Origin of the sequence: Variovorax robiniae, from assembly GCF_037889955.1 — a bacterium.
GTDB classification, from domain to species: Bacteria; Pseudomonadota; Gammaproteobacteria; order Burkholderiales; family Burkholderiaceae_C; genus Variovorax; species Variovorax robiniae.
Genome location: NZ_JBBKZS010000001.1, coordinates 782,654 through 806,324, shown reverse-complemented (window position 1 = coordinate 806,324; position 23,671 = coordinate 782,654). Strand labels below are relative to the sequence as shown.

At 68.1% G+C, this 23,671-nt stretch carries 10 protein-coding genes and 2 pseudogenes; 5 read left to right on the top strand and 7 right to left on the bottom strand.

Features of this window, described 5'->3' with window-relative positions:
- The first annotated feature begins 105 nt into the window (after nt 1-105).
- From WKW79_RS03465 to WKW79_RS03445, 5 genes are all read left to right on the top strand, one after another.
- Nucleotides 106-2,592 carry a hypothetical protein gene (locus WKW79_RS03465; RefSeq protein WP_340333690.1) on the top strand — a complete coding sequence of 829 codons (2,487 nt, stop codon included), beginning with the start codon at nt 106-108 and terminating at the stop codon, nt 2,590-2,592.
- An 82-nt stretch (nt 2,593-2,674) separates the two neighbouring features.
- On the top strand, nt 2,675-6,136 hold the full coding sequence (locus WKW79_RS03460) for a DUF6603 domain-containing protein (protein WP_340333689.1): 3,462 nt from the start codon (nt 2,675-2,677) through the stop codon (nt 6,134-6,136).
- Nucleotides 6,137-6,140: 4 nt separating this feature from the next.
- Nucleotides 6,141-8,945: a hypothetical protein gene (locus WKW79_RS03455; RefSeq protein WP_340333688.1), complete on the top strand. Its 2,805-nt coding sequence runs from the start codon at nt 6,141-6,143 to the stop codon at nt 8,943-8,945.
- A 17-nt stretch (nt 8,946-8,962) separates the two neighbouring features.
- Nucleotides 8,963-13,492, top strand: a complete 4,530-nt coding sequence (locus tag WKW79_RS03450; protein WP_340333687.1) for a hypothetical protein — start codon at nt 8,963-8,965, stop codon at nt 13,490-13,492.
- 25 nt (nt 13,493-13,517) lie between these two features.
- Entirely contained in the window at nt 13,518-15,524 is a 2,007-nt protein-coding gene (locus tag WKW79_RS03445) for a hypothetical protein (RefSeq protein ID WP_340333686.1), read from the top strand.
- A 15-nt stretch (nt 15,525-15,539) separates the two neighbouring features.
- Here WKW79_RS03445 and WKW79_RS37020 read toward each other — a convergent pair whose 3' ends face one another.
- From WKW79_RS37020 to WKW79_RS03410, 7 genes and pseudogenes are all read right to left on the bottom strand, one after another.
- Entirely contained in the window at nt 15,540-16,121 is a 582-nt protein-coding gene (locus WKW79_RS37020; protein WP_422823808.1) for a zinc-binding dehydrogenase, read from the bottom strand.
- A 108-nt stretch (nt 16,122-16,229) separates the two neighbouring features.
- Nucleotides 16,230-16,537: pseudogene (locus WKW79_RS37015) on the bottom strand (alcohol dehydrogenase catalytic domain-containing protein); the annotation flags it as partial.
- Between the two features lie 108 nt (nt 16,538-16,645).
- Nucleotides 16,646-17,967, bottom strand: a pseudogene (locus WKW79_RS03430) (aldehyde dehydrogenase family protein).
- Between the two features lie 902 nt (nt 17,968-18,869).
- Nucleotides 18,870-19,115, bottom strand: coding sequence for a hypothetical protein (locus WKW79_RS03425; RefSeq protein WP_340333683.1), 246 nt, complete (start codon nt 19,113-19,115; stop codon nt 18,870-18,872).
- A 196-nt stretch (nt 19,116-19,311) separates the two neighbouring features.
- Nucleotides 19,312-19,812, bottom strand: coding sequence for a hypothetical protein (locus WKW79_RS03420; RefSeq protein WP_340333682.1), 501 nt, complete (start codon nt 19,810-19,812; stop codon nt 19,312-19,314).
- Nucleotides 19,813-19,831: 19 nt separating this feature from the next.
- The gene (locus WKW79_RS03415) at nt 19,832-21,838 is read right to left on the bottom strand and encodes an ABC-F family ATP-binding cassette domain-containing protein (RefSeq protein ID WP_340333681.1); all 2,007 of its coding nucleotides are present in this window, start codon (nt 21,836-21,838) and stop codon (nt 19,832-19,834) included.
- On the bottom strand, nt 21,835-23,589 hold the full coding sequence (locus tag WKW79_RS03410) for a peptidase M14 (protein ID WP_340333680.1): 1,755 nt from the start codon (nt 23,587-23,589) through the stop codon (nt 21,835-21,837). Before WKW79_RS03410 ends, WKW79_RS03415 begins: the two co-directional genes overlap by 4 nt.
- Nucleotides 23,590-23,671: the final 82 nt, after the last annotated feature.

Below are 23,671 nucleotides of genomic sequence, written 5' to 3'. Positions count from 1 at the left end.
CAGGGAGGAGGAAGAGGGCTTACTTCATTCGGCGTATAGGCCGTCGACCGACTTGAGTCTCGGCGGCTGTTGGCTCAGGATGGCGGCCCCGACAGGAGGCACCCCATGGCATGGCAGTCGCTCGCCAACAGGATCTCCACGCTGCCGCGCGTGCTGGCGGGCCCTGTGCTGCGCAAGGTCGACAAGCGCAGCGTCAGCGTCTGGCTGGCGATGCGAACGGGCGGCAATGTCACGCTGACGGTGCTCGACGCGGCCAGCGCCACGCTGGCCACGGGCCAACGTCATACGATCGCCGTCGGCACGCAACTGCACATCGTCTGCGTCACGGCGCGACCCGGCACGACCCAGGCCGACCTGGTGGAAGGCATCGTCTACCGCTACAAGCTCGCCTTCAGCTTCGATGACGGTGTGGCCATGGACTTCGCCACCGCCACGGGCACGGGCGATATCAGATCCTTCGCGTACGACACCCTGGGCCTGCCGAGCTTCTGCCTGCCTCCGGCCAACCTCGACGACCTGCGCCTGTTGTGCGGCTCCTGCCGCATCCCGCACGGCAATGGAAGGGACGCCTTCGCGATTGGCGACAAGCTGATCGCGCAAGCCGCCACCAACGCCGTCGGCCGTCCGCACCAGATGCTGCTGACGGGCGACCAGATCTACGCGGACGACGTGTCGGCCTCCCAGTTGATGGTGCTCTCCGATGCCGCGCATGTGCTGCTCGGCTGGAAGGAACTGATCCCCTACGACAAGGCGGGCAGCAAGGCCGACGTGGACAAGTTGCTGCCCTTCCTGCGCCGCGATCCGCTGGAAAAGGCCGGCTTCACCTCGGAAGACCTCGACGGGCAACTGTTGTCACTCGGCGAGTACCTGTGCATGTACATCATGGTCTGGTCGGACGTGCTGTGGCCGGTCGACATGCCGATCTTCAGCGACGTCGCCAATGCCACGCGCGTGGTGCTCGGCGGTGGCCAGAAGGAATTCAGCGAGTGGTTCGGCAAGCGCGCGAAGAAGGGCGACCACTTCGCCATGGACCGCCACGCGAAGGGCCTGGTGCTGTTCCGCGAGGAACTGAAGAACGTGCGCCGCCTGCTGGCCAACATCCCCAGCTACATGATCTTCGATGACCACGAGACCACCGACGACTGGAACATGACGCAGGACATCTGCAAGGCGCTCTACGGCAACCCGCTGGGCCTGCGCGTGATGCAGAACTCACTGGTGGCCTACACCCTGTGCCAGCACTGGGGCAACGTGCCGGAGCAGTTCGAAGACCCGCCGGCAGGCGGCACCAAGCCGCCGGGCAAGGCGCTGCTCGACCTGCTGAACGGCATCACGGATGCGGGCGTCTATGACACCAGATCACCAGCGCTGCGCAAGCTGGTCGCGGTGCACGAAGACTCCGAAATGGCGGCACGGCCGGACCATGCCGCGTTCCACGACACCGGCGAGCTGATCTACAACTACACCGTCGAAGGGCCGGGCCACCAGATCATCTTCACCGACTCCCGCTCGTGGCGCTCCTTCCCGACGGGACGCGTCGGCGGCGCCGTGCTGATGCCCGAGGACCAGCTGGTGCAGCAGATCGTCAACACGCCAGCGGCCGGCAATCGCATCGTGATCGTGGTGATGACCACCAACGCGCCCGCCGTGGAGCCGATCCGCTCGGCCGCGCGGCACGACGTGGTCGCCAACCTGTTCGCACACTTCCCCGATGTCTACGAGGCATGGGAGCTGCCCTCGGTCGCTTTCGACAAGCTGATGGCGCGCCTGGTCGAGAAGCTGCCGCTGGTCAACGGCACGCGCACCGGGGCGCTGGCGATGATCTCCGGCGACGTGCATTTCAGCTTCGCGACGCGCATGCTCTACAAGGCCACGACACGCCTCGGGGATGTGCAGCCGCAACCGGTGAAGGCGGTCATCGCGCAACTCGTCGCCAGCTCGTTCCGCAAGGAGACCGACAACACGCTCGGCTTCCATCGCGAAGGCTATGCCTACACGCCGGGCTTCATCGAGAGCCTCATGATCCCCGAGACCGAGCCGCAGGGCTACTGGGGCTGGAACGTCGCGAAGGGTTCGGAGATGGTGGTGGGGCAGCGCGGCCTGCATCCGGCCGGCGTGTTCGTGCCGCTCTTCACCCTCAAGCTCGACCAGCCGACGCTGCCCACCGTTCCCGACGGCTTCTTCCTCGGCACCGCGGTCGATCCGCAGTTGACGCCCGACTACATCTACCGGCTCGACTACCTGGAACCGCCGGGCGCAGATGCGGCCGTCGACACCACGCCGCTGCCGCCGCTGCCCGCGGGCAGCACGCCCACCGACCGCAAGATGGCCGCCGAGGCGATCCGCGCCGCGGCCACCAAGTACCGAATGCACAACGCGGGCGGCACGATGACGAAGGTCGTCGGCACCAACAACTTCTGCGAGATCACCTTCGACTGGCACCCGACCAACGTCGCCGCGCGCCGCCTGCATCACATCGCGCGGTGGCGCAAGGGACAGGACATCAACGTGGTGCAGGAGAGTGACTTTGTCGTGAGCCTCGATCCGGACGACGCGCAGTTTCCGGAGTTCGTGCCGAGGAAGGTGCAATGAGCGCCGCGCCGGGCCGCCCCAAGCAAGCTCGCACCCCCTCGGGGGGCAACGCGGACACGAAGTGCCGAGCGTGGGGGCACCAATGAGTTCGTTGTTCGTCTCCTTGGCCGATGGGCTGGGCCGGCTGCTCGACCCCATCGTTGAGGTCGTCAAGGAACCGGCCTGGCTGCCGCGCCTGCTGGCCGAACTCGGCGTGCCACCGGACCGGAGCAATAACGCGCTGATCCAGGCGCTCTCCGCCGTTGCCGTACTCAAGGAGCGCATCGAGACCCTGAGCGCACAGCAGACGCCGTCCTTCGAAAGCATCGCTGCCGTGCTCGATGCCGCCGCCGATGCTTTCGAAGCACTGCGCAAGCTCGAACAGCAAGGCCCCTTGGCCGCGCTCGAGGGCCTGGGCCGCGAGCTGGTCGACCTGCTGATCATGGCCTTCCTCCAGAGCCGCATGCCGGCCGTGCGCCATGCAGCGGCCTTGCTGACCTTGCTCGATCCCGCCGAGGAGCGCACCGGCAATGCGCCGGTGGTGCAGGGCGGTCGGCTGGTGCGTGACACCTATCGCCTCGACGACTGGCATCTGGGCCGCCTGCCCGCGCTGCTGAAGGACCCGCTCGCCGTGTTGCGTACCGAGTACGGCAACGCGATGCAGACCGTGGCCGATGCGCATGCCATGGCCGACAAGCTGTTCCCGCGGCTGGTGCGGCTGCTGCGTTCGCTCGGTCTCACCTGCCGCTATGGCTTCGGTCCCGACGATGCCGTTTCGATGGGCGATGCCGGCCCGTTGATGTCGCACGCGACGATCGTCTACATCGAGGAGCCTCTCTACGGCTTCGCGGCCGAATCCGGGTTGGTGCTGTCGCTGTCGGCCGCCGCCCAGGGCGATCTCGGCCTGGTCATCAGCCCCTTCGGCAGCATCGCCGTGCAGGGGAGCGCCGGCCCATGGAAGATCGAGGCGGCGCTCACGGCCGGCATCAATGCCGTCGCCTGGGGCCGCCACGGCGTGACGCTGCTCGCCAGCCCCGGCACGCTCGACGCCAAGGCCAGCGCATCGGCCACGCTCCCGACCATCGAGGACGTGCCGGCCTATGTCATCGGCCAGCCCGATGGCGCGCGCGTCGAGGTCGGCGGTGCGAAGCTGGCGCTCGAAGTCGCGCTGTCGGACGCACGCGCATCGCTGGCTGTGTCGGCCGATGTGAGCAAGGCCATGATCGTGATCGCGGCCGGCAATGGCGATGGCTTCCTGAGCTCGATCCTGCCCGCAGGCGGCATGCAGGCGAAGGGTGACCTGGGCATTGCATGGTCCAGTGACAAGGGCCTCACGCTGCGCGGCAGCGCGTCGCTGGAGGCGTCGATCCCGGTCGGGTTGTCCTTTGGTGGTGTCACGCTGTCCGCCATCACGCTCGCCGTCAGGCCACAGGACGCAAGCATCGCCACCGAGGTCTCGGCCAGCGTCAAGGCATCGATCGGCCCGATGACCGCGGTGCTCGACCGCATCGGCATCGCAGGCCTGCTGAGCTTCCCGTCCAACGGCGGCAACCTCGGCGTGGCGAATCTCGATCTCGGCTTCAAGCCGCCGAGCGGCATCGGCCTCACCGTCGAGGCGAGCGGCGTGCTCACGGGCGGCGGCTTCCTGTTCCATGACGACGTGCAGAAGGTCTACGCGGGCGTGCTGCAACTGTCGCTGCACGAGACCATCGCCCTGAAGGCCTTCGGGCTGATCGCCACGCAGATGCCCGACGGCCGGCCGGGCTTCTCGATGATCATCTTCATCACGGCCGAGGACTTCCGGCCGATACCGCTGGGCATGGGCTTCACGCTGCAGGGCATCGGCGGCATGGTCGCGGTGAATCGCACCTTCGACCAGGACGTGTTGCGTGCGGGCCTGAAGAACGACACGCTCGGCACGCTGCTGTTCCCGCGCGACCCGGTCGCCAACGCGCCGGCCATCATCCGCTCGCTGGCCACGGCCTTCCCGGCGCTGCGCGGCAGCTACCTGCTCGGTATCCTCGCGCGCATCGGCTGGGCCACGCCCACGCTGGTGCTGCTGGACCTCGCGCTGATCCTGCAATTCGGCGCGCGCAAGCGACTGCTGGTGCTGGGCCGCATCAGCTCGATGCTGCCCTCGCGCGAGAACGACCTGATACGGATCAACCTCGATGCGATGGGCGTGCTCGACTTCGACGAAGGCACCGCGTCCATCGATGCGGTGCTGGTCGATTCACGGCTGGTGCACAAGTTCGCGCTGACCGGCGCGATGGCGTTGCGCGCGCGCTGGAAGAAGGGGCCGGGCGCGGGCTTCGTGCTGGCGGTCGGCGGCTTCAACCCGCGCTTCGCGCCGCCGGCCAATGTGCCCAAGCTCGACCGCATCGCCATCGCGCTGTGTTCGGGCGACAACCCGCGCATCACCTGCGAGGCCTACTACGCGATCACTTCCAACACCTTGCAATGGGGCGCGCGGGCGCAACTGCATGCGGCGGCGTATGGCTTCAGTGTGGATGGCGACGTCGGCTATGACGTGCTGATCCAGTTCGTGCCGCTGCATTTCCTCGCGGAGTTCCATGCCTCGGTGCAACTGAAGCGAGGCTCCAGCAATCTGTTCAAGGTGTCGCTGCAAGGCGAGCTGGAAGGGCCGCGGCCCTTGCGCGTGAGCGGCAAGGCGAGCTTCGAGATCTTCTGGTGCGACTTCTCGGTGCGCTTCGACAAGACGCTGATCGATGGCGAGATGCCGCCGCTGCCGCCGGCTGTCAACGTACTGGAGGAGTTGAAGAAGGCGCTGGTCACGCCGCAGAGCTGGACCACGCTGCCGCCGGCGCGTGCGAGCCATGGCGTGGCGCTGCGCAAGCTTGCGCCGCCGGCCGCAGGCAGCGCGATCGTGCTCGATCCAACGGGGCGTCTCGTGGTCAAGCAACAGGTGGTGCCGCTGAACACCTCGCGCGACATCGACACCTTTGGCGGCGCGCCGGTGGCGGGGGACAAGCGCTTTGCCCTCAGCGCGGCGTTGAACTCGCAGCCGCAGAATGCGAACAACACGGTGCAAGACCAGTTCGCCCCCTCGCAGTTCTTCAACATGAGCGATGACGAGAAGCTGGCCGGGCCGTCCTTCGAGGAGATGGATGCGGGCTTCGTGTTCGGTAGCGAGGCCGTGACATTCGACGCATCGCAGGTCGTGCCCGCGCCGCTGAAGTACGAGCCCATCGTCATCGACGACATGGCCGCGCCGCCCAAGCCGCCGTTGCCTCCGATCTTCATGACCTTCGCGGAACTGAACTTCCACAGTCGTACCGGTGCCGCGGCGCGTGCGCCGGTGCGGGCGGTGGGCCTGGCGCGCTTCCGTCGTGGCGAAGAGGAGGCGGCGGATCAGGCGGTGCAACTCGCGCCGCCCCAATTCGCCATCGTGCCGCTGGCCGATGGCACGCCCGCGGCGGTCGATGCCAGGGTACAGACCTGGAGCGAGTACCGCGCCACGCTGGCCACGATGAACCGTGGCGGCGCGAAGTGGCAGGTGGTGCCGCAGCACGAATTGCAAGACGCTGTCGCGTTGCGCGGGTGAGCACATGGCGACCTCGACCAGCCCCCAGGCCAACCTGAGCCTCGTACCCTGGGTGCGTCAGGGCGCGGCAGCGGCCATCACCACGGCCGACACGCTCGGCGCGGGCCAGCGCGCAGTGGCCGAGTTGTCCGCCGTGGTCTCCGTCAACGGCAGCGCCGCGCCCCCCGTCACGGTGCGCCTGCGTGGCCCGGCCGACGTGGTGGGCATCGACGCCAACCAGATCGTGCGCCGCGACCCACATCCCGGCAGCATCGACTTCGAGCCCAACTACTTCGCCGGCATCGAATTCGACCGACCCGATTTCCCCTGGCTCTTCACCCCCGCGAAAGCCGACGCAACAGGCAAGCTGCGTCCCTGGCTCTGCCTGGCGGTGGTGCGCAAGCAGGACGGGGTTTCGCTCGGCCCGACGGTCGATGCGCCATGCACCATGCTGCAGATCGCCGCACCCGCCAGCATCGCAGCCGAATTGCCCAACCTCGTCGACAGCTGGGCCTGGGCGCACTCGCAGGTCGCGGCCATCGACAGTTCGCAGGTCGGCAATGCGCTCGCGGGCTCGCCGGCCCTGTCCCTCTCTCGCTTGCTGTGCCCGCGCATCCTCAAGGCCAACACCGAATACATCGCGTGCGTGGTGCCGACATTCGAGCTGGGGCGCAAGGCCGGACTGGGCTTGGCCGTCACGGACGCCGAACTCATCGCAACCAACGCCCTCGCGCCCGCATGGGTCGCAACGACCAAGCTGCCCTTGCAACTTCCCGTCTACCACCACTGGGAATTCCGCACCGGGGAGGGCGGGGACTTCGAATCGCTGGTGCGTGCGCTCAAGGCCCGGCCGCCCCCGGACAACCTGGGGCGCAGGCCCATCGACATCAGCACGCCCGGCTTCCGCCTGCCGGCGGACTTCCCGCCCCACGTCACGCTGGGCCTGGAGGGCGCACTGCAACCCACCGACACGCCCGAGACACCGGCGCCCTGGGCCGACGCAACAGCCAAGCCCTTCCAGACCGAACTCGCGCGCATCATCAACGCGCCGGGCCTCAACGAAGTGGCCGATCCGAATGCCGATCCGCTGCTCGGTCCACCGGTCTACGGTCGCTGGCATGCCGCGCGCTCCATCGTGGCGCGCGGCGTCGCCAAGTGGCTGGACCAGCTCAACCTCGACCCGCGTTCACGCACCGTGGCCGCCTTCGGCACGAGCGTGGTCCAGGCGCACCAGGAAGCGCTGATGGCGGCGGCCTGGGACCAGGCCGCCGAGCTTCAGCGCGCCAACCAGCGCATGCGCCAATTGCAACTGAGCCTGGTCGTCGGCACCAGCCTGCACACGCGGCACTTTGCGAACCTCGGCCCGGAAACGCTGCTGCGCATCGGCGCGCCGGCCTTCGCGCGACTGCGCAGCTTCGCTTCCGGTGACGCCGTATCGCACACGCTGGTCGCGCAGATGGCCGGCAAGGCCTTGCCGCTCGCAGCCACCAGCCCGGCCATGCGCCGCATCGGACGCGAGCGCGGTCCCTTCACGCGCCGCATCGCCGCGCAAGGCCTCACGCGCTCGACCACGCAGACCTGGGTGATGAAGCTCAACACCGGCCTGACCTTCTCCACGCCCCCCATGGTCGACATGGCCACCATCGACGCGGTGCGCGCGCGGGTGAACATCGTCACGATCAAGCCGTACCGCGAAGTCAACAAGGCACTGGTCGATGCCCGGGCCGGGCGGCCCAACTTCCAGGTCATGACCGAGGGCGCCGCGATCAACGTGCCGCAGGTGGAGATCATGATGGCGCTCCCGGACAGCGCAGCGGCGCGCGAGTTCCGGCTGGCCGCGAGCGAGCACCTGGGCCGCGTCAATCCCGGTCGCTTCAAGTTCCTGCAGGCGCCGCCGCCCCCGATGGAGATGGGGGAATTCAAGGCGACCCTGCTCGCGCAGACCGAGCCGCGCCAGACCATGGTGGCGCTCGCCCGCTCGCTGGTCTCGGTCGGCGCAGACGCGGTCGCGCCGGTCGACACGCCTGCCAGCGCCGCGGTCGGCATCGACACCATCATGGCCGCGCCCACCTTCCCGCAGCCGATGTACGAGCCGCTGCGCGACCTGTCGCAGGAGATGCTCCTGCCCGGCCTGGAAGACGTGCTGCCCGACAGCGTGATCGGCCTCAAGACCAACCGCCGCTTCGTCGAGGCCTACATGGTCGGCCTCAATGTCGAAATGGCGCGCGAACTGCTGTGGCGCGGCTTCCCGACCGACCAGCAAGGCACTTGCTTCAAGCAGTTCTGGGACACGCGCGCCGCACCCGAGCCGCGCGAGGACATCGGCCCGCTGCACCTCTGGGGCGATCGCCCGCTGGCCGACCCGGCCACCGCGCCGGTGCGCGAACAGTTCGTGATGCTGATGCGCAGCACCTTGCTCAAGCGCTATCCCAATGCCATCGTCTTCGCGGTGTCGGGCTACTTCACCCCCGGCGGCGGGCGCGCGCCGGCCGACGATCCGCTGGCCATCGTGATGCCATCCTTCAGCGGCACGATGCAGCCGGACGTGTCCTTCTTCGGCTTCGACATCACGACCGAACAGGCCACCGGCGCGGATGGCCATGCCGGCTACTACATCGTGATCCAGGAGCATCCGACCGAGCCGCGCTTCGGCCTCGATGAAGACACACCGACCGGCGGTGCCAGCCACTTGGCCGTGGCCGGCGGACCGCCCGCGGGCGTACCGCTCGGTGGCCTGCAATGGGGCCGCAACAGCGCGCACATGGCCGGCATCGTGCGGCAGTTGCCCGTGCGCATCTCGATCCATGCCTCGCAACTCGTCAAGCACTGAAGCAGAGAAGCGCCACCATGGCCACCACCCCCAAGTTCTCCGCCGCCAACTTCTTCGCGAGCAACCTCAAGCTCTCGTCGATCGTTGCGCCGCCGCTGCCGGTGATGCTCGAAACGCTGTGCCCCAGCGACCGCCCGCTCGCGTTGCTGCCGGTGCGGCTGGAGACGCGCTTCTTCACGCTGCCCGACAGCACTGTCCAGCTGCGCGTACGCATCTACCCCGACAAGATCCACCTCGACTCGCACGAGCGCGACCTGTTGCCCGGCGAGCGCGACTGGGGCCGGCACTACTGGGAACAGGACTGGCGCGCCGGCCCCAACGCCGGCGCGCGTGCCGATGCATGGCGTCAACTGGCCGATCGCTTCGGTGCACAGCGTGCGGCGTGGATCGCGCGCGCGCTCGCACCGACCAATCCCTTGCAGCGGCCCACGCTCGCCGTTGCCGCCAAGGATCCCTTGCCGACTGCGCCGCAGTGGCCCGCCGTCACCGTGGTCAGCGACGGCAAGGAGGCCGCGTGGCGCCACGCCCCCGTCGCGCGCCTCATGCCCGACCGTTGGATCGCCGTGATCCAGGCCGGCGGCCGCGTCGTGATCGCGGTCGCGGGCGGCCCGGTCCGCAAGCCGCTCGCAACAGGCCCCGACCCCCAGGTGCCCGTCTCCACGGTCCCCGCCGACCAGCTCGCCGTCGACGAGGGCATGCGCTGGATGGTCGACTTCGACGAGGCCGAGAAGGCCGGCATGGGCCTGCGTATCGCCATACCGCCGCCGACGCTGGCGGGCGGGGGCATCGAAAGCCTCTTCGTGTTCGGTACGACTTCGGCAAGCCCCACAGACACCGCCGCCCAACTGGCCGCCTTGCTCGACGCTCATCACTACACCGACGGCGCCGAATTCCTGCGCACCGGAACGCCCACCAACAACACGGCCGACCGCCGCGCGGGCTACGACCCTTCGGACGCGGGCAGGGCGCAGAGCTTTGCGACGGAAGTTGCATTCGATCCTTCGACCTTGGCCGCAACGTCGAATGCAAAGCGCCTCGGCCTCGCGCTCGGACTTCTCGACGCGCAGATCGCTCCCGTGCTCGGCCGCCTGCCCCTGGCCGCCGGCACGCAGGAAGCCGACATGCGCGCCATGAACACCGCGCTGTGGCCAATGGGCTGGGGCTACTTCCTCAGCAATCTCGCAGGCCCCGAGGGCAGCGGCATGACGCCCGAGCACATCACCTGGGCGCGCGCGCATTTCCTCGACCACGTGCGCAGCGCCGGACCCCTCGCCAGCCTGCGCTGCGGCCGCCAGCCCTACGGCATCCTGCCCGTGACCTCGATCGACTACTGGAAGCCGCGCGCCGGGGAGGAGGCCGCCTTCGCGCGCGACACGATGCTGCAGGGCCTGCTGCGCCAGTTGCGCGACTTCGCCTGGCGTCCGCAACTGGTGAACGCCGCGCGCGTGGGCCGCCGCAACCCCGCCGACCCCGATGGCGACCTGGCCGACGTGATGCGCACCGATGCCGTGTCCAGTAGCTACAGCACGCGCGCCGTGATGGGCCGCCACTATCTGCAGCACCTGCGCGCCTTCCTCGGCGAAGACCTGCTGGGCAGTGGCTTCCTCGCGCAGCAGGACGCGATCGCCACCGGGCTGCTGACGCGGCTCAACTTGCCATGGCGCCCGCGCATTTCGCGGGCGGCCTATGCGGACATGGACTACCCCGTCGGCTCACAGCCGGTGCAGGCCGGCGAGGTGTCGCCGTGGCGCAAGCTGGAGCCCGACTTCATCACCGCGCTGCTGACCGAGCCCGCCATCGACGCACTGATCGCGATGCGGCCCGATCCGAACAACGTCGACGCCAAGTCGAGCCTGCTGCAGATCCTGCTGCGCCACGCGCTGCTGCGCGAACTGGCGCAGGCCACGGCCATGATCGCGGCCGGCCTGCCCGGCAACGACCTGGCCACCTTGCTGCGCGACGCCGAACTCATCGACCTCGTGACGGGCGCCGCGCCGTCGCTCACCTGGAAGCGACAACTCGCCCTCAAGGTGCCGGCCGTGACGGGCGACAAGACCATCCGCCAGTTCCTCGAAAGCACCACCACCTTCGATGCCGCCCCGCTCGCATCCCTGGGCGCCTTCCGCAACAGCCTGTCCTGGTTGCGCACGCTCGACAGCGAAGCGCTGCAACTGCTGATGCAGGGCACATTGGACCTCTCGTCTCACCGCCTCGATGCCTGGATCACCTCCTTCGCGACCAAGCGCCTCACGTCGATGCGCGCCGCCGCACCGCAAGGCATCTACGCGGGCGCCTACGGCTGGGTCGAGAATCTGCGCCCACTGCCGGCCGGGGCCGCCGCACCCGTCACGCCGCCCGCGGGCGAGGCCGGGGCCTTGTTCGCCACGCCCAACGACAGCGGCTTCATCCACGCGCCCTCGATGACGCATGCCACCGCCGCCGCACTGCTGCGCAATGCGCACCTGGGCGCGACCGGCGTGCCGCAGGAGAACGGTCCCTTCGCCATCGACCTCACGTCGCGCCGCGTGCGCGAGGCCAACCAGTTGCTGGAAGGCGTGCGCCAGGGCCAGCCGCTGGGCGCGCTGCTCGGCTATCGCTTCGAGCGCGGCCTTCACGAGCTCTTGCTCGACCGCTTCATCGCACCGTTGCGCGATCTCGCGCCATTGGTCGCCGGCAAGCTGGAAGCGAAGACGAAACCGCTGGAAGCCATCGCCGCCAACAACGTCGTCGACGGCCTGGTGCTGCACAGCCGCTGGCGCGCCGACGGTCGGCCGATCAACGCGCTATTGGTGCAGAAGGGCGCGAGCGAGGATGAGCTCAAGAAGATGCGGCAGGAGCTCAATGCATTGGGCGATGCCATCGACGGCGTGGGCGATGCCCTGACCGCCGAGACCGCCTACCAGATGGCGCGCGGCAACACCTCGCGCATCGCCAGCACCCTGGCTGCGCTCGCGCATGGCGATGCGCCGGCGCCGGAACTGGAGGTCGCACGCATGCCCCGCAGCGGCGTCGCACTCACGCACCGGGTGCTGATGCTGTGGAGCGGCGCGGCCACGGCGACGACCGGCTGGGCCGCCGTGTCCACTTCGGCGCGTGCCACGGCCGAGCCCATGCTCAATGCCTGGGCCGCCAAGCTCTTCGGCGACCCACGCAAGGTGCGCTGCACCATCGAGCGCCTGGAAGACATCAGTGGCCTGGTGGTGGAGACACGCGTGCTGCGCCTGAGCGACCTGGCGCTGGCACCGCTCGACGTGGTGTACGGAGTGGAGAACCTCGCCGGCCCGCGTCGCCCGGACAAGGCCCCCGACGACATCGAGCAGCGCTTGCTCTACGTCGCGCGCCACCAGGCCGGCGGCTTCGCGGAGCAGGCGACGCTGCGCATCCAGCATGCGCGCCCCGCCAATCTCGCCGCGGCGGAACTGACTTTGCTGGACGTGCTGGAGCAGGCCCGCGCCGCGCAGCGCCTGCTGACGAATGCGCGCGGCGCCGATGCGGAAGACCTGAACCTGCCCGAGCGCGCAAGCGGCGGCGTCCTGGACCTGGCCGAGATGGAAGCCCGCGTCGTCAAGGCCGAGAACGCACTGACTGCTGCCCACAAGGCCCTCGACACCTTGGTGAAGAAAGGCACCGCCAGCACCGCCGATGCGCTGCGCACCGCGATGCTCAAGCTCGGCAGCTTCGGCCTTTCTCCCGCTGTGCCCGCGATCGCGTCGGGTGACGATACGGCGACGCGCAGCGCGTTGTTGCAGCAAGCGACCGCGTTGCTCAAGCAGGGCAAGCCGCGGCTCGACCAAGGCACGAGCTTGCGCGCCGCCACCGTATCGACCGACCCACGCGCGCGGCGCGACCAGTTGAACGAGCGCATGCGCACCGTGTTCGGCGCGGCCTTCGTCGTGCTGCCGCGCTTCACTTGCGACACCACCGGCGCCACCGAGTTGAAGACAGCCCTGGCCGCGTCCACCCCCACGCAGGGCGGCGATGCATTGGCCGCGCACACGTGGTTCACCCGCAGCGCCCGCGTGCGCGACCCGGTGGCGCGCCTGTCCGCCTGCCTGCGCGGCGCGGAGGTGCTCAACACCGGAGAGCGCCTGAACCTGCGCATCGCGCAACTGCCCTTCATCAACGGCGAGCGCTGGGTCGGCCTGCCTTGCGCACCGAACACCGAGCCGCCATCGGGCAAGCTCTCGCTCGTGTTGCAGGCGCCGACCACGCTCGACACGACGGTGCCGATGTGCGGCCTGGCCGTCGACGAATGGATCGAGGTCGTACCCAGCCGTCGCGAGACCACCGCGATCACCTTCCAGTACAACCCGCCCGACGCCTGCGCACCGCAGGCCGTGCTGCTCGCCGTGCCGCCCGTACCCGACCAGGCCTGGACCGTCGAGACCCTGCATCGCGTGCTGCTGGAAACGCTGGACCTGGCCAAGCTGCGCGCCGTCGACCCCGAGTCGCTGGCCGGGACTGCGCAGTACCTGCCCGCGCTCTACCTCGCCTTCAATGCGAAGGACGACGTGGTGTCCACCGACGCCATGGCCTTCGTCCGATGACCCGCCATACGGTGCAGGACAAGCCATGGCCATGAAGCCCAAGCCGCCAGCCGCTGCAGCGAAGAAGGCCGTGAAGAAGGCTGCCAGGAAAGCCGCGTTGCCCAAGGCGCCGGCACCGCGCCTGCCCAGGGTTCCGATCGAGCCGCCCGAACCTCCGGAGCCGCCACCGCCGCGTCCGCCGCCGCCACCGCGTCCACCACCTCCGCCGCCGCAGCCACCCCCCCCGCCGCCGCCCCCGCCGGGCCCAAGCACCGCCTCCATCACAAGCTGGACGCGCCTGGAGACGCATTGCCGGGACGACGCCATGTCGACCGGCACGGCAGCGCGGGTGTTCGACCCGCTCTGGTTCCTCACGCGCCAATGGCAGGTCGGCGAGTTCCAGGCCGAGGACGCAGGCTCGCCGACGCAGGCACGCGTGCGCGCGACCAGCGCCATGCTGTCGCGCTGCTACATGGGCCCGCTGAAGCACGACACGCAGGTGCAGGCAGCGGCCTATGACCCGCTCGGCATGCCGTTGGAAGTGCAGTTTGAACGCCGCCGCATGAAAGCCGCCAATGCCAGCGACCCACGCATGCTCACGCTCGCGGTCGAGGCCGGCCTGCAGTTCCTGCGCATGCTGGAAGCGCAGGCCATGTCGAAGAACTACCGCGCGGTCTTCATCACGCGCTTCGCCCTGCAAGCGCCGCCACCTCCGCCGCCCGACGCGGACCCACCGGACGAAGCCACAGCGCGCTTCATCCAGACCATGATCGGCCGCGCGCCCGATGCACGCCGACTGGCCGATGCTTTCCGCAACGGCGGCGCAGCACAGGTCCCGCTCGATCCGGTGCTGAAGATCGCCGTCGGCGACCGCGCCGAAGTGCAGCAGACAGCACAGGAATGGCTCGCGTGGTACGACGGCCTCGTGAGCGAGCCCGCGGGCGCCACTGACGATGCCTGGCAACCCACGCGCATCGAATACGCCCTCTCCGTGGCCGGCCGACTCTCGGATCGCCCCGAGGATGAATTCGCGTTGACCGCCGCCGAGTTCGACGACGGCCGCCTCGACTGGAGCAGCTTCGACCGCAACCTCGAAGTGCGCATGGGCACCGACGGCGACCGCAAGCTGAGCAGCCTCGTCGAGACGACAGTGCCCGCACCGATCAGCTTCCGCGGCGCACCGGCCGCGCGCTTCTGGGAGATGGAAGACGCGCGCATCGCCTACGGCTTGCTGCCGGTCGGCCCGACCGACCTCGCGCAACTGATGGTGATCGAGTACGCGGGCAGCTACGGCAACGACTGGTTCGTCGTCCCGCTGACCTTGCCGGTCGGCTCGTTGACGCGCGTCGATTCGCTGGTGGTCACCGACACCTTCGGCGTGCGCAGCCTGCTGCGGCCGATGGGCGATCCGGCCTTGCCGCGACCGTACTGGTCGATGTGGCAACTTGGCTGCCTGCGCCGCGCGGGCCAGGAACCGATCAACTCGCCGCAAACCAACCTGTTCTTCCTGCCATCGTCACTCGGCCGCGTGGTCGAAGGCTCGACGCTGGAAGACGTGCTGCTGATGCGCGACGAGATGGCCAACCTCGCATGGGCCATCGAGCGCAGCATCGAGAGCCCCGTGGAACAGCCCGTGCAACGCATCGAAGGCCAGGCTGACGCCGCGCCGGAGCCTCCAGCGCCGGTGGACGCGACCGCACGCTACGTCCTCTCATCCACCGTGCCCGCCAACTGGATCCCGCTGCTGCCCGTGCAAATGTCGGAAGGCGGCAAGATCGTCCAGCGCCTGCGGCGCGGCGCCGTATTGCAACCCGACGGCAGCAACAAGAAGCACCCCGCACAGGGCACGGTACTCAACGCTGGCGCCTCGCTGCTGCTCTTCGACGAGGAAGTGCCTCGCGAAGGCGCGCATGTGACGCGCGCCCGTCGCATGGCGCGGTGGACCGATGGGAGCACTTGGGTCTGGACCTCGTTCCGAAGGCAGGTTGGGCGCGGCGAAGGTTCGAGCGGCCTGCGCTTCGATCAGGCGGAGCGTGAGGGGGACAGCGAGTAGGTCAATCGAACACGATCACGCCGCGTCATTGCGTCCGGCCGCCAGGTCCTCGAAGGCCTGCGGCGCCTCCTCGATGCGATAGCGCTTCGTGATCAACTCATCGAGCTTGAGCTTGCCCGCCTGGTAGAGGCCGACCAGCCTCGGGAAGTCATGCCGCGGCCGGGTCGATCCATAGAAGCTGCCCTTCAGCGTCTTCTCCTCGAAGGCGAAGCTCGCCGTGCGCAGCGTAGTGGTGTTGTCCGGCGACGAAAGCCCCACCACCACCGCTGTGCCGCCATTGCGAAGACAGGCATAGGCCTGCGCCACGATCGCCCCATGCCCCACGCATTCGAAGGCATAGTCGGCGCCACCACCGGTGAGCTTGCGCAGTTCCTTCAGCAGGTTCTCCGACTTCGATGCGTCGATGACATGCGTCGCGCCGAAGGTCCGGGCCATCTCCAGCTTGTGTGCCAGCATGTCCACGGCCACGATCATCGTGGCGCCCGCGTTCTGGCAGCCCTGGATGGTGCTGAGCCCGACGCCGCCAGCGCCGAACACCACGCAGATCGAGCCCGGCTCCACCTTGGCCGTGTTGCAGGCCGCGCCCCAGCCGGTCATCACGCCGCAGCCGATGAGGGCGCAGCGGTCCAGCGGCACGCCGGGCGCGATTTTCACGACGCTGTTCTCATGCAGCGTCGCGTACTCGGCCATCACGCCGCAGCCGCCCATCACGTTGAGCGGCTCGCCCTTGCTGTCCGACGTACGACGGTGCCCGCCGAACAGCGTGCCCGGTGCCGACCGCCCACCCTCGCAGAGGTTGGCCCGGCCCGTCACGCAATAGCGGCACTTGCCGCAGGTGTGAACGAAGCTGCTGATGACCGGGTCGCCCACCTTCAGGTCCGTCACGCCCGCGCCGACCTGCGTGACGACGCCGGCGCCTTCATGGCCCAACACCACCGGCGTGGGCAGGGGAGGGTGCCATTGGTCACGGAAAGATCGCTGTGGCACACGCCGCAGGCGGCCAGCTTGATCATCACTTCGCCGGGGCCCGGCGGGTCGACCAGGATGTCTTCAACGCCCACGGCCTGGCCGTCGCCGCGGAACACCACGGCCTTGGATTTCATTTGCATTTTTCGATTCGATTAGCTAGGGGTGACCATCGTCTGGATGGCCGTGAACTCGAGCAGCCCTTCAGGGCCGTTCTCGATGCCCAGGCCCGACTGCTTGCGGCCAGCAAAGGGCGCTTGCGGATCCAGCAGGTGCACGCTGTTGATCCACACCGTGCCGACGTCCAGCCGTTCGCCGATGGCTTGGGCCGCCGCGATATCGGCGGACCACACCGACGCGCCGAGGCCGAACTCCGTCGCATTGGCGCGGCGCACGACTTCGTCGACCTCGGAGAAGCGCAGCAGCGGAACGATGGGGCCGAAGGGTTCTTCGACCACCACCCGCGCGTCGTCTGGCGGGTTGTCGACAACAGTTGGCGCAATGAAGTAACCAGGACCTTCGCTGGCCGAACCGCCCGTGAGGAATCGATGGCCCGCATCGCGCGTGGCCCCGATGAGTTCCCGCACGCGCTCGTACTGCAACTTGTTCTGCACAGGCCCCAGCACCACGGTCTCGTCCAGCCCATTGCCCACGCGCGCCGCCTCCGCCGCCGCCACGAAGGCCTTCGCGAATTCGTCGTAGATCGCCTCATGCACATAGATGCGCTTGGCCGCGATGCAGACCTGGTCCGAGTTGAGGAAGGCGCCTATGAACAGGCGCCGCGCGACCTTCTTCACATCGACGTCGGGCATCACGATGGCCGCGTCGTTGCCGCCGAGTTCCAGCGTCAGGTGCTTGAGCGTCGATGCCGCCGCCGCCATCACGCGCCGGCCGGTCGCGGTCGAACCGGTAAAGGCCACCTTGGCGATGCCGGCGTGCGCCGTGAGCAGCGGCCCCAGTTGATCCCCGCCTGAGAGGACGTTGACCACGCCCGCAGGGAACAGGTCGGCCATCAAATCGCCGAGGCGCAGGGCCGTGAGCGGCGTGAAAGGCGAGGGCTTGACGATGACCGTGTTGCCGCAGAGCAGGGCCGGCGCCAGCTTCCACACCGCGAGAGTCAGCGGAAAATTCCAGGGCGCGAGCCCAGCACTTCATTGCGTGCCAGTGCCAGCGGGCGGCCCTGCTCGGCTGTCAGCAGCAGCGCGAGTGACTCGGCGTTGTCCTGCAGGCATTGCGCCAGCGACTGGAGCCGTTGCCGGCGCTCGTCAATGCTCTTGTCGCGCCAGCCCGGGAATGCGGCCTGCGCGGCCTCCACCGTGGCGTCGAGCATCGCGGCCGTGCAGTCGGGCGCGTGCGCGAGCACGGCTTCCGTGGCGGGGTCGATGACCGGGAATGTAGTGGGCGCATCGAGCAATCGGCCGTTCGATAGCAATCTGAACGGCCGCGCATCGTGCAGGGCAGGGTGGTCCGGAATCATGAAATCCTTTTCTTGCGTGAGCGCACATGATTCGGTCCGGCCGCCATTGCGGCACCACCCAAGGCGGGTGGAAGCCCATCCATCCTCCGGTCAGGGGACGTGGCATCCGGCGCGTGCCGGAAACGCCTTGCCATTCACAAACGGGTCGCTATTTTTGCAAAACCAATACGCGTGAAGCTCAGCGTCCAAATGCGGTCGCTTCTCTTCGGGCTCGACACGCCATATCGAGTTGCGCACGACGCAGGTGGCCCTGTTCCTGCTCTTCAATTCCTCGCGGAAAAATCGACGGCGTACGGGGCAATAGGACGCGGGATGCCCTCAAGTTTTCAGGTCGAGGCCGTGCTGCGCGATGTACTGGCCGATGCGGGCCTGAATTCCTGCGTCACATCACCAGCACGGTGCTGCGCTCGCCAGCGCGCCAGGCGAGCGGGATGTACGCCCCGCTCTACGGACCCGGCCGGAGACGAAGTCATCGGGCGAATACCTGCGGCCCGCGTCCCCAATGGACATGGCCGGCGAGTCATCGTGGCGGCCATGAAGGACAAGATCAATGTGGCTTGGCCCGGGCAGTGGGCCTACATTGTGCCGACCCGACGGCATTGAATGTCATTGACATCCCGTGCCATCGTTTGCAAAACATGCGCAAGAATTCCCGGGAGTATTGCAAAGGGGCCAAGGCTGGCCAGCCCGGCCTCAGAGTTTTTTGACCGGCCAATGGTGACCCGGCATTTCACATCGGGATTCCGCAGCCAACTGCATCGCAAATTGACAGGCGCGCCGAATCCGCCTCCATTGGCCGGGGTTGGCGTAAACCCTTGCTCAATTCGGAGGACAGGAAATTCAGAAGTGCAGAACAGAGCCGACGCGCGCCAATTGATGCGGCGTCACCCGACTGAAAAATCTCAGGCCGCGAATCCGTTGGCGCTGAAGATCCGGCTCATGATGGGCGTCGTCGGCGCCTGCGTCATCGTGGTAACCAGGCCCACGGCGCTCGCGCGCAGCAATTCCGCGCGCAATGCGGCTTCGAGTTGTCGGCGTGCAGCGTCAGGGCGATCGTGCTCGTACTCTTCATCGAGTTCGCAATGAAGATAGTAGTCCACGCGTCCCATCACACGTTCAATTGCGGCTGAAATGTCCGTCTCGCTCATCCCTAGTCCTTGTGTCTCATCCGCACGTTCAACTACGTATCTCTAATTCGCCATCCCTATTTAAGAAAAAAGTACACACCCGCTTTTTTCGAGTGTCCAATGCACCTTCTGTCGAGGACTATACCGAGCCTTCGGGCGAAATTGGCGGCGCTCCGGTAACGTTCATATTTAGTTGTGGTGATTTGTCAACGATGTTTCAGGCATCCGAGGGCGGGGGGAGCAAATGCCGAGCCGCGATGGCGACCCGGACACAGTCCTTGATGTGCTGTTCGCCCAGGGTGCTCAGTGCGGCGTAGCCCAGCAGGGCCGAAACGGCCTGGCCGGCCATCGGCACGTACTTCGTGGCCTGTTTGGCGGTCATGCGCACGCCGACCCGCCTGGCCAGCGCCAGTAACAATTCACGGGTGATCAACTTGCCGACCAGCAGCGCGCCGACCGCGGCGGCTGCTTTCTGCACGCCTTCGCGGCGCTGCGGGCCAAGTTTCTCGAGCTGCGTCAGCGAGAGGCCGAATTCGGCACTGATCTGGGGCACTACGCGGGACAGCAGCGCCGCATCGGTCGCCCAATCCAGGCCCGGAAGCGGGATGGCGCTGGCAGCGGCGCCGAGCAAGGCCTTGCGCCGCAGCAGGCTGCGGCTGCGGCGGATGGCGGCGATCAGCTTCGGATCGCCCTGGGCGAGTTCGATGGCGGAGGGCATGCCCCGCAGGGTAGCAGGCTCAGGCCGCCAGTGACTCCAGTTGATCCGACAGCGTCAGCCAGCGCTCTTCCAGACCCGCGATTTCGTCGTTGAGCGCCTTCAGGCGCTTGCCAGCCTCGGCGATTTCCGCGGGCGGCAGGGGCTCGGCCAGTCGCGCCTCGAGCGTGGCCTTGTCGGCGCTGGCGGTGGCGAGGCGGGCGTCGATCTGCGCGATCTCGCGCTTGAGCGGCTTCTGCTGCTCGCTGAGTTGCTGGCGCGATTGGGCATCTTGCTTGCGCGCTTCCTTGCCGGCGGCGGGTGCCGGGGAAGGTGCCGGGGCCGCAACGGGCGCCGGGGCCGGTGGTGCGGCGGCCGCGGAACGCACGGCCTCCTTGGCCTCTTCGCGCAGGCGCTTGGCCTCGTCGAGCAGGTAGCGCTGGTAGTCGTCCAGGTCGCCGTCGAAATCGGTCACGCCGCCACGGCCGACTAGCCAGAACTCGTCGCACACCGAGCGCAGCAGCGCCCGGTCGTGGCTCACCAGCATCAGCGTGCCTTCGAATTCGTTCAGCGCCACGGCCAGGGCCTCGCGCGTGGCCAGGTCCAGGTGGTTGGTTGGCTCGTCGAGCAGCAGCAGGTTGGGGCGCTGCCAGACCATCATGGCCAGCACCAGGCGCGCCTTCTCGCCGCCGCTCATCGTACCGACCGGTTGCTTGACCATGTCGCCGCTGAAATTGAAGCTGCCGAGGAAGCCGCGCAGGGCCTGTTCACCGGTGGCTTCCTTCGCATTGGCGCCGAGCTCGCGGGCCATGCGGACCATGTGCTCCAGCGGCGTGTCCTGCGGGCGCAGCACGTCGAGTTCCTGCTGCGCGAAGTAGCCGATGTTCAGGCCCTTGCCCTCGGTGAGGGTGCCGGCCAGGGCGCCCATCTCGCGGGCGATGGTCTTCACCAGCGTCGACTTGCCCTGCCCGTTGGCGCCCAGGATGCCGATGCGCTGGCCGGCCTGCACCGAGCGGCTCACGCCGGTCAGGATGGTCTTGGGCGGCGCGTCTTCCATTTCGTAGCCGAAGCTCGCCTGCGTGATCGACAGCATCGGGTTCGGGATGTTGCCCGGCTCCTTGAACTCGAAGGTGAAGTCGGCCTCGGCCAGCAGCGGCGCGACCTTGACCATGCGGTCCAGCGCCTTGACGCGGCTCTGCGCCTGCTTGGCCTTGCTGGCCTTGGCCTTGAAGCGGTCGATGAACTTCTGCAGGTGGGCGATCTTGTCCTGCTGCTTGGCGAAGGCCTGTTGCTGCTGCTCCATCTGCAGCGCGCGCATTTCCTCGAACTTGCTGTAGTTGCCGCCGTAGCGGGTCAGCTTGGCATGCTCGATGTGCAGGGTGACGTCGGTGACCGCGTCGAGGAACTCGCGGTCATGGCTGATGACGATCATCGTGCCCTCGTACTTCTGCAGCCACGACTCGAGCCAGACCAGGGCGTCCAGGTCCAGGTGGTTCGTCGGTTCGTCGAGCAGCAGCAGGTCGCTCGGGCACATCAGCGCGCGGGCCAGTTGCAGGCGCATGCGCCAGCCGCCGGAGAAGCTGTCGACCGGATGGTCGAGTTCATGGCTCTTGAAGCCAAGGCCGAGAATCAGCGCCTGTGCGCGCGGCACCGCGTCATGCTCGCCGGCATCGGCCAGGTCGGTGTAGGCATGGGCCAGGGCCATGCCGGCATCGTGGTCGTCCGGGTCGGCTTCATGGGCGCGCTCGGCGGCGGCCAAGGCCTCGCGCAACTCGACCAGGCGCGTGTCGCCGCAGACCACGAAATCGGTGGCGGGCTCGCTGGTCTCGGGCATGTTCTGCGCGACCTGCGCCATGCGCCATTGCTTGGGGATCGAGAAGTCGCCGCCGTCCTCGTGCAGCGTGCCGTTGAGCAGCGCGAAGAGCGTGGACTTGCCGGCGCCGTTGCGGCCGACCAGGCCCACCTTCTCGGCGGGGTTGAGGGTGACGGTCGCGCCGTCCAGCAGCACCTTGGCGCTGCGACGCAGGACGACGTTCTTGAGGGTGATCATGGCAGTGTCAGGGTGCCCAGGGCATCGACCGCTGCGAGCACGGTCGCGGTCTGGGTGTCATGGGCAAGGATGAAGGGTTCGCCGTAGATCGTTTCGTCTGGAAACTCGGTGATCAAGGTCAGGGCGGGGCCCGGACGATTGACCTCGCTGATCATGCAGGCCGTGCCGTGGATGACTTCGAAGGGGAGCTCGCCGGCGTGGGCATTGTAGCTGGCACGCTGTTTCGCGTTGAAGGCCATGAGGTCTTCGCGGCGGGCCAGCTCGCGGCAGACATGCTCGGTTAGCGCGCGGGCCTGCGCGGCCCAGCCGGTGTGGTGGCGCACGATGAGGAAGAAGCCCTTGGGTACGGTCCAGAGCTCGAAGCCGCGCGGGATGTAGCCGGTGAAAGGGCGTGTCCATTCGTGGGCGGGGTAGCCGTGGAGGTTGATGTGCAGCGGGGCGCCCGAAAGCGCGAAGGCCTGGTGGCGGGCCTCGCGCTCGAAGTAGGGCGGCGCTTCGCGGTATTCGAGGTCGTCGCCCAACGCGGTGTAGCGGGCGGCGTGGTGCATGTGTCGCGGCGCGTTGGCGCACAGTTCGCGGTGCAGCGCGTAGCCGTCGGGGTTCTCCAGCGGGATCAGGGCGAAGTGCGCGTCGGGGCGGCGGGCCAGTTCTTGTGCGGCTCGGAGGGCGCCGACCACGCCGGAAGTTTCATTGGCGTGTTGGGCACCGCTGATGATCAAGGCCGCGCCGGCGCCTTGGCGATAGACACCCGTCACCGCGCGACCCTGCAAGCTGGTGGCTTCGAAGCGCTGTCCTGGGATGCGGTCGAGTTCTTGTGCGACGCGGACGGGCGCGAGCGGCGCGACTGCACGGGCCAGCGGCGCATCGTCCGGCAACTCCGACGCTTTGCCCGAGGGTGTCCACGGGCCGACGCTGATGCGCAGCCGCACAGCCCCCTTCTTGCCGGGCCGGATGTCCGGCACGATCTGGCCAGGCTGCAGCCGACGGTCACCGGCCGGCCGTCCGCTGCGCTGCTGGAACACTTCGAGCAGCGAGAAGTACAGGTCTTCGTGCAGTGCCTCGTGGGTGTTGATCCAACCGGTTTCCCGGGCAGGTGCCGACGCGATGCCTGGGAGGTCGACGCGAATGTCCAGACGTTCGAAGTACGGTTCCTCTGCGGGCCAGCCGTGATGCCGGATGCAATCCATCGCGTGTCGGAAGACGGCTTCATGCTCGGACTCTTGCGGGCCGTCCGCGATGATCTTCTCTCCACGCTGTTGCCTCAGCCACGCGGTGGGCGACAACAAGGTTTCGCCGACATGGTCGACGTGCACGCGGTTGGGCGCGAACACGGTATCGGTGCGGCGGCGGCCGTCGCGCCATTCGAGTTCGACTTCGTAGACAGGTACCTGGTCGGACTCGCGCTTGGGCACGAGCCGCAGTTGTGCGTCGCCGAGCATCTCGACCAGCGGATACGCTTCGAGTGCGAACCGGCGTGGCGGTGCGTTCGGATGCACCGGGTAGTGCACAGTGGTCCGGGCCAGTCTTTCGCGGGCCACCGTCTCAAGGAAGTGGTGTACCAGCGGTTTGTAGGCGCTGTACAGGCGGGCCTCGACGCCGGCGAGGCGAAGTTGTCGCTCCGCGGCGCGGCGAGTTGGTGGGCCCTCGAACAACCACCCCTCGACCGTCACGCTTGGACGCGCCGTGGCAGGCAACTGCTTCTTCCACTGGTCCAGGGTGCGCGGAAGCGCGATGTCGAGCAGAACGGTCATGTTGGCTACAGCCTAGCCTGCGGATAGCGGATGCTGGGAGCGAAATCCCCAAAGCGTGACTGCCGTGTGGCGGCGCCGGGAT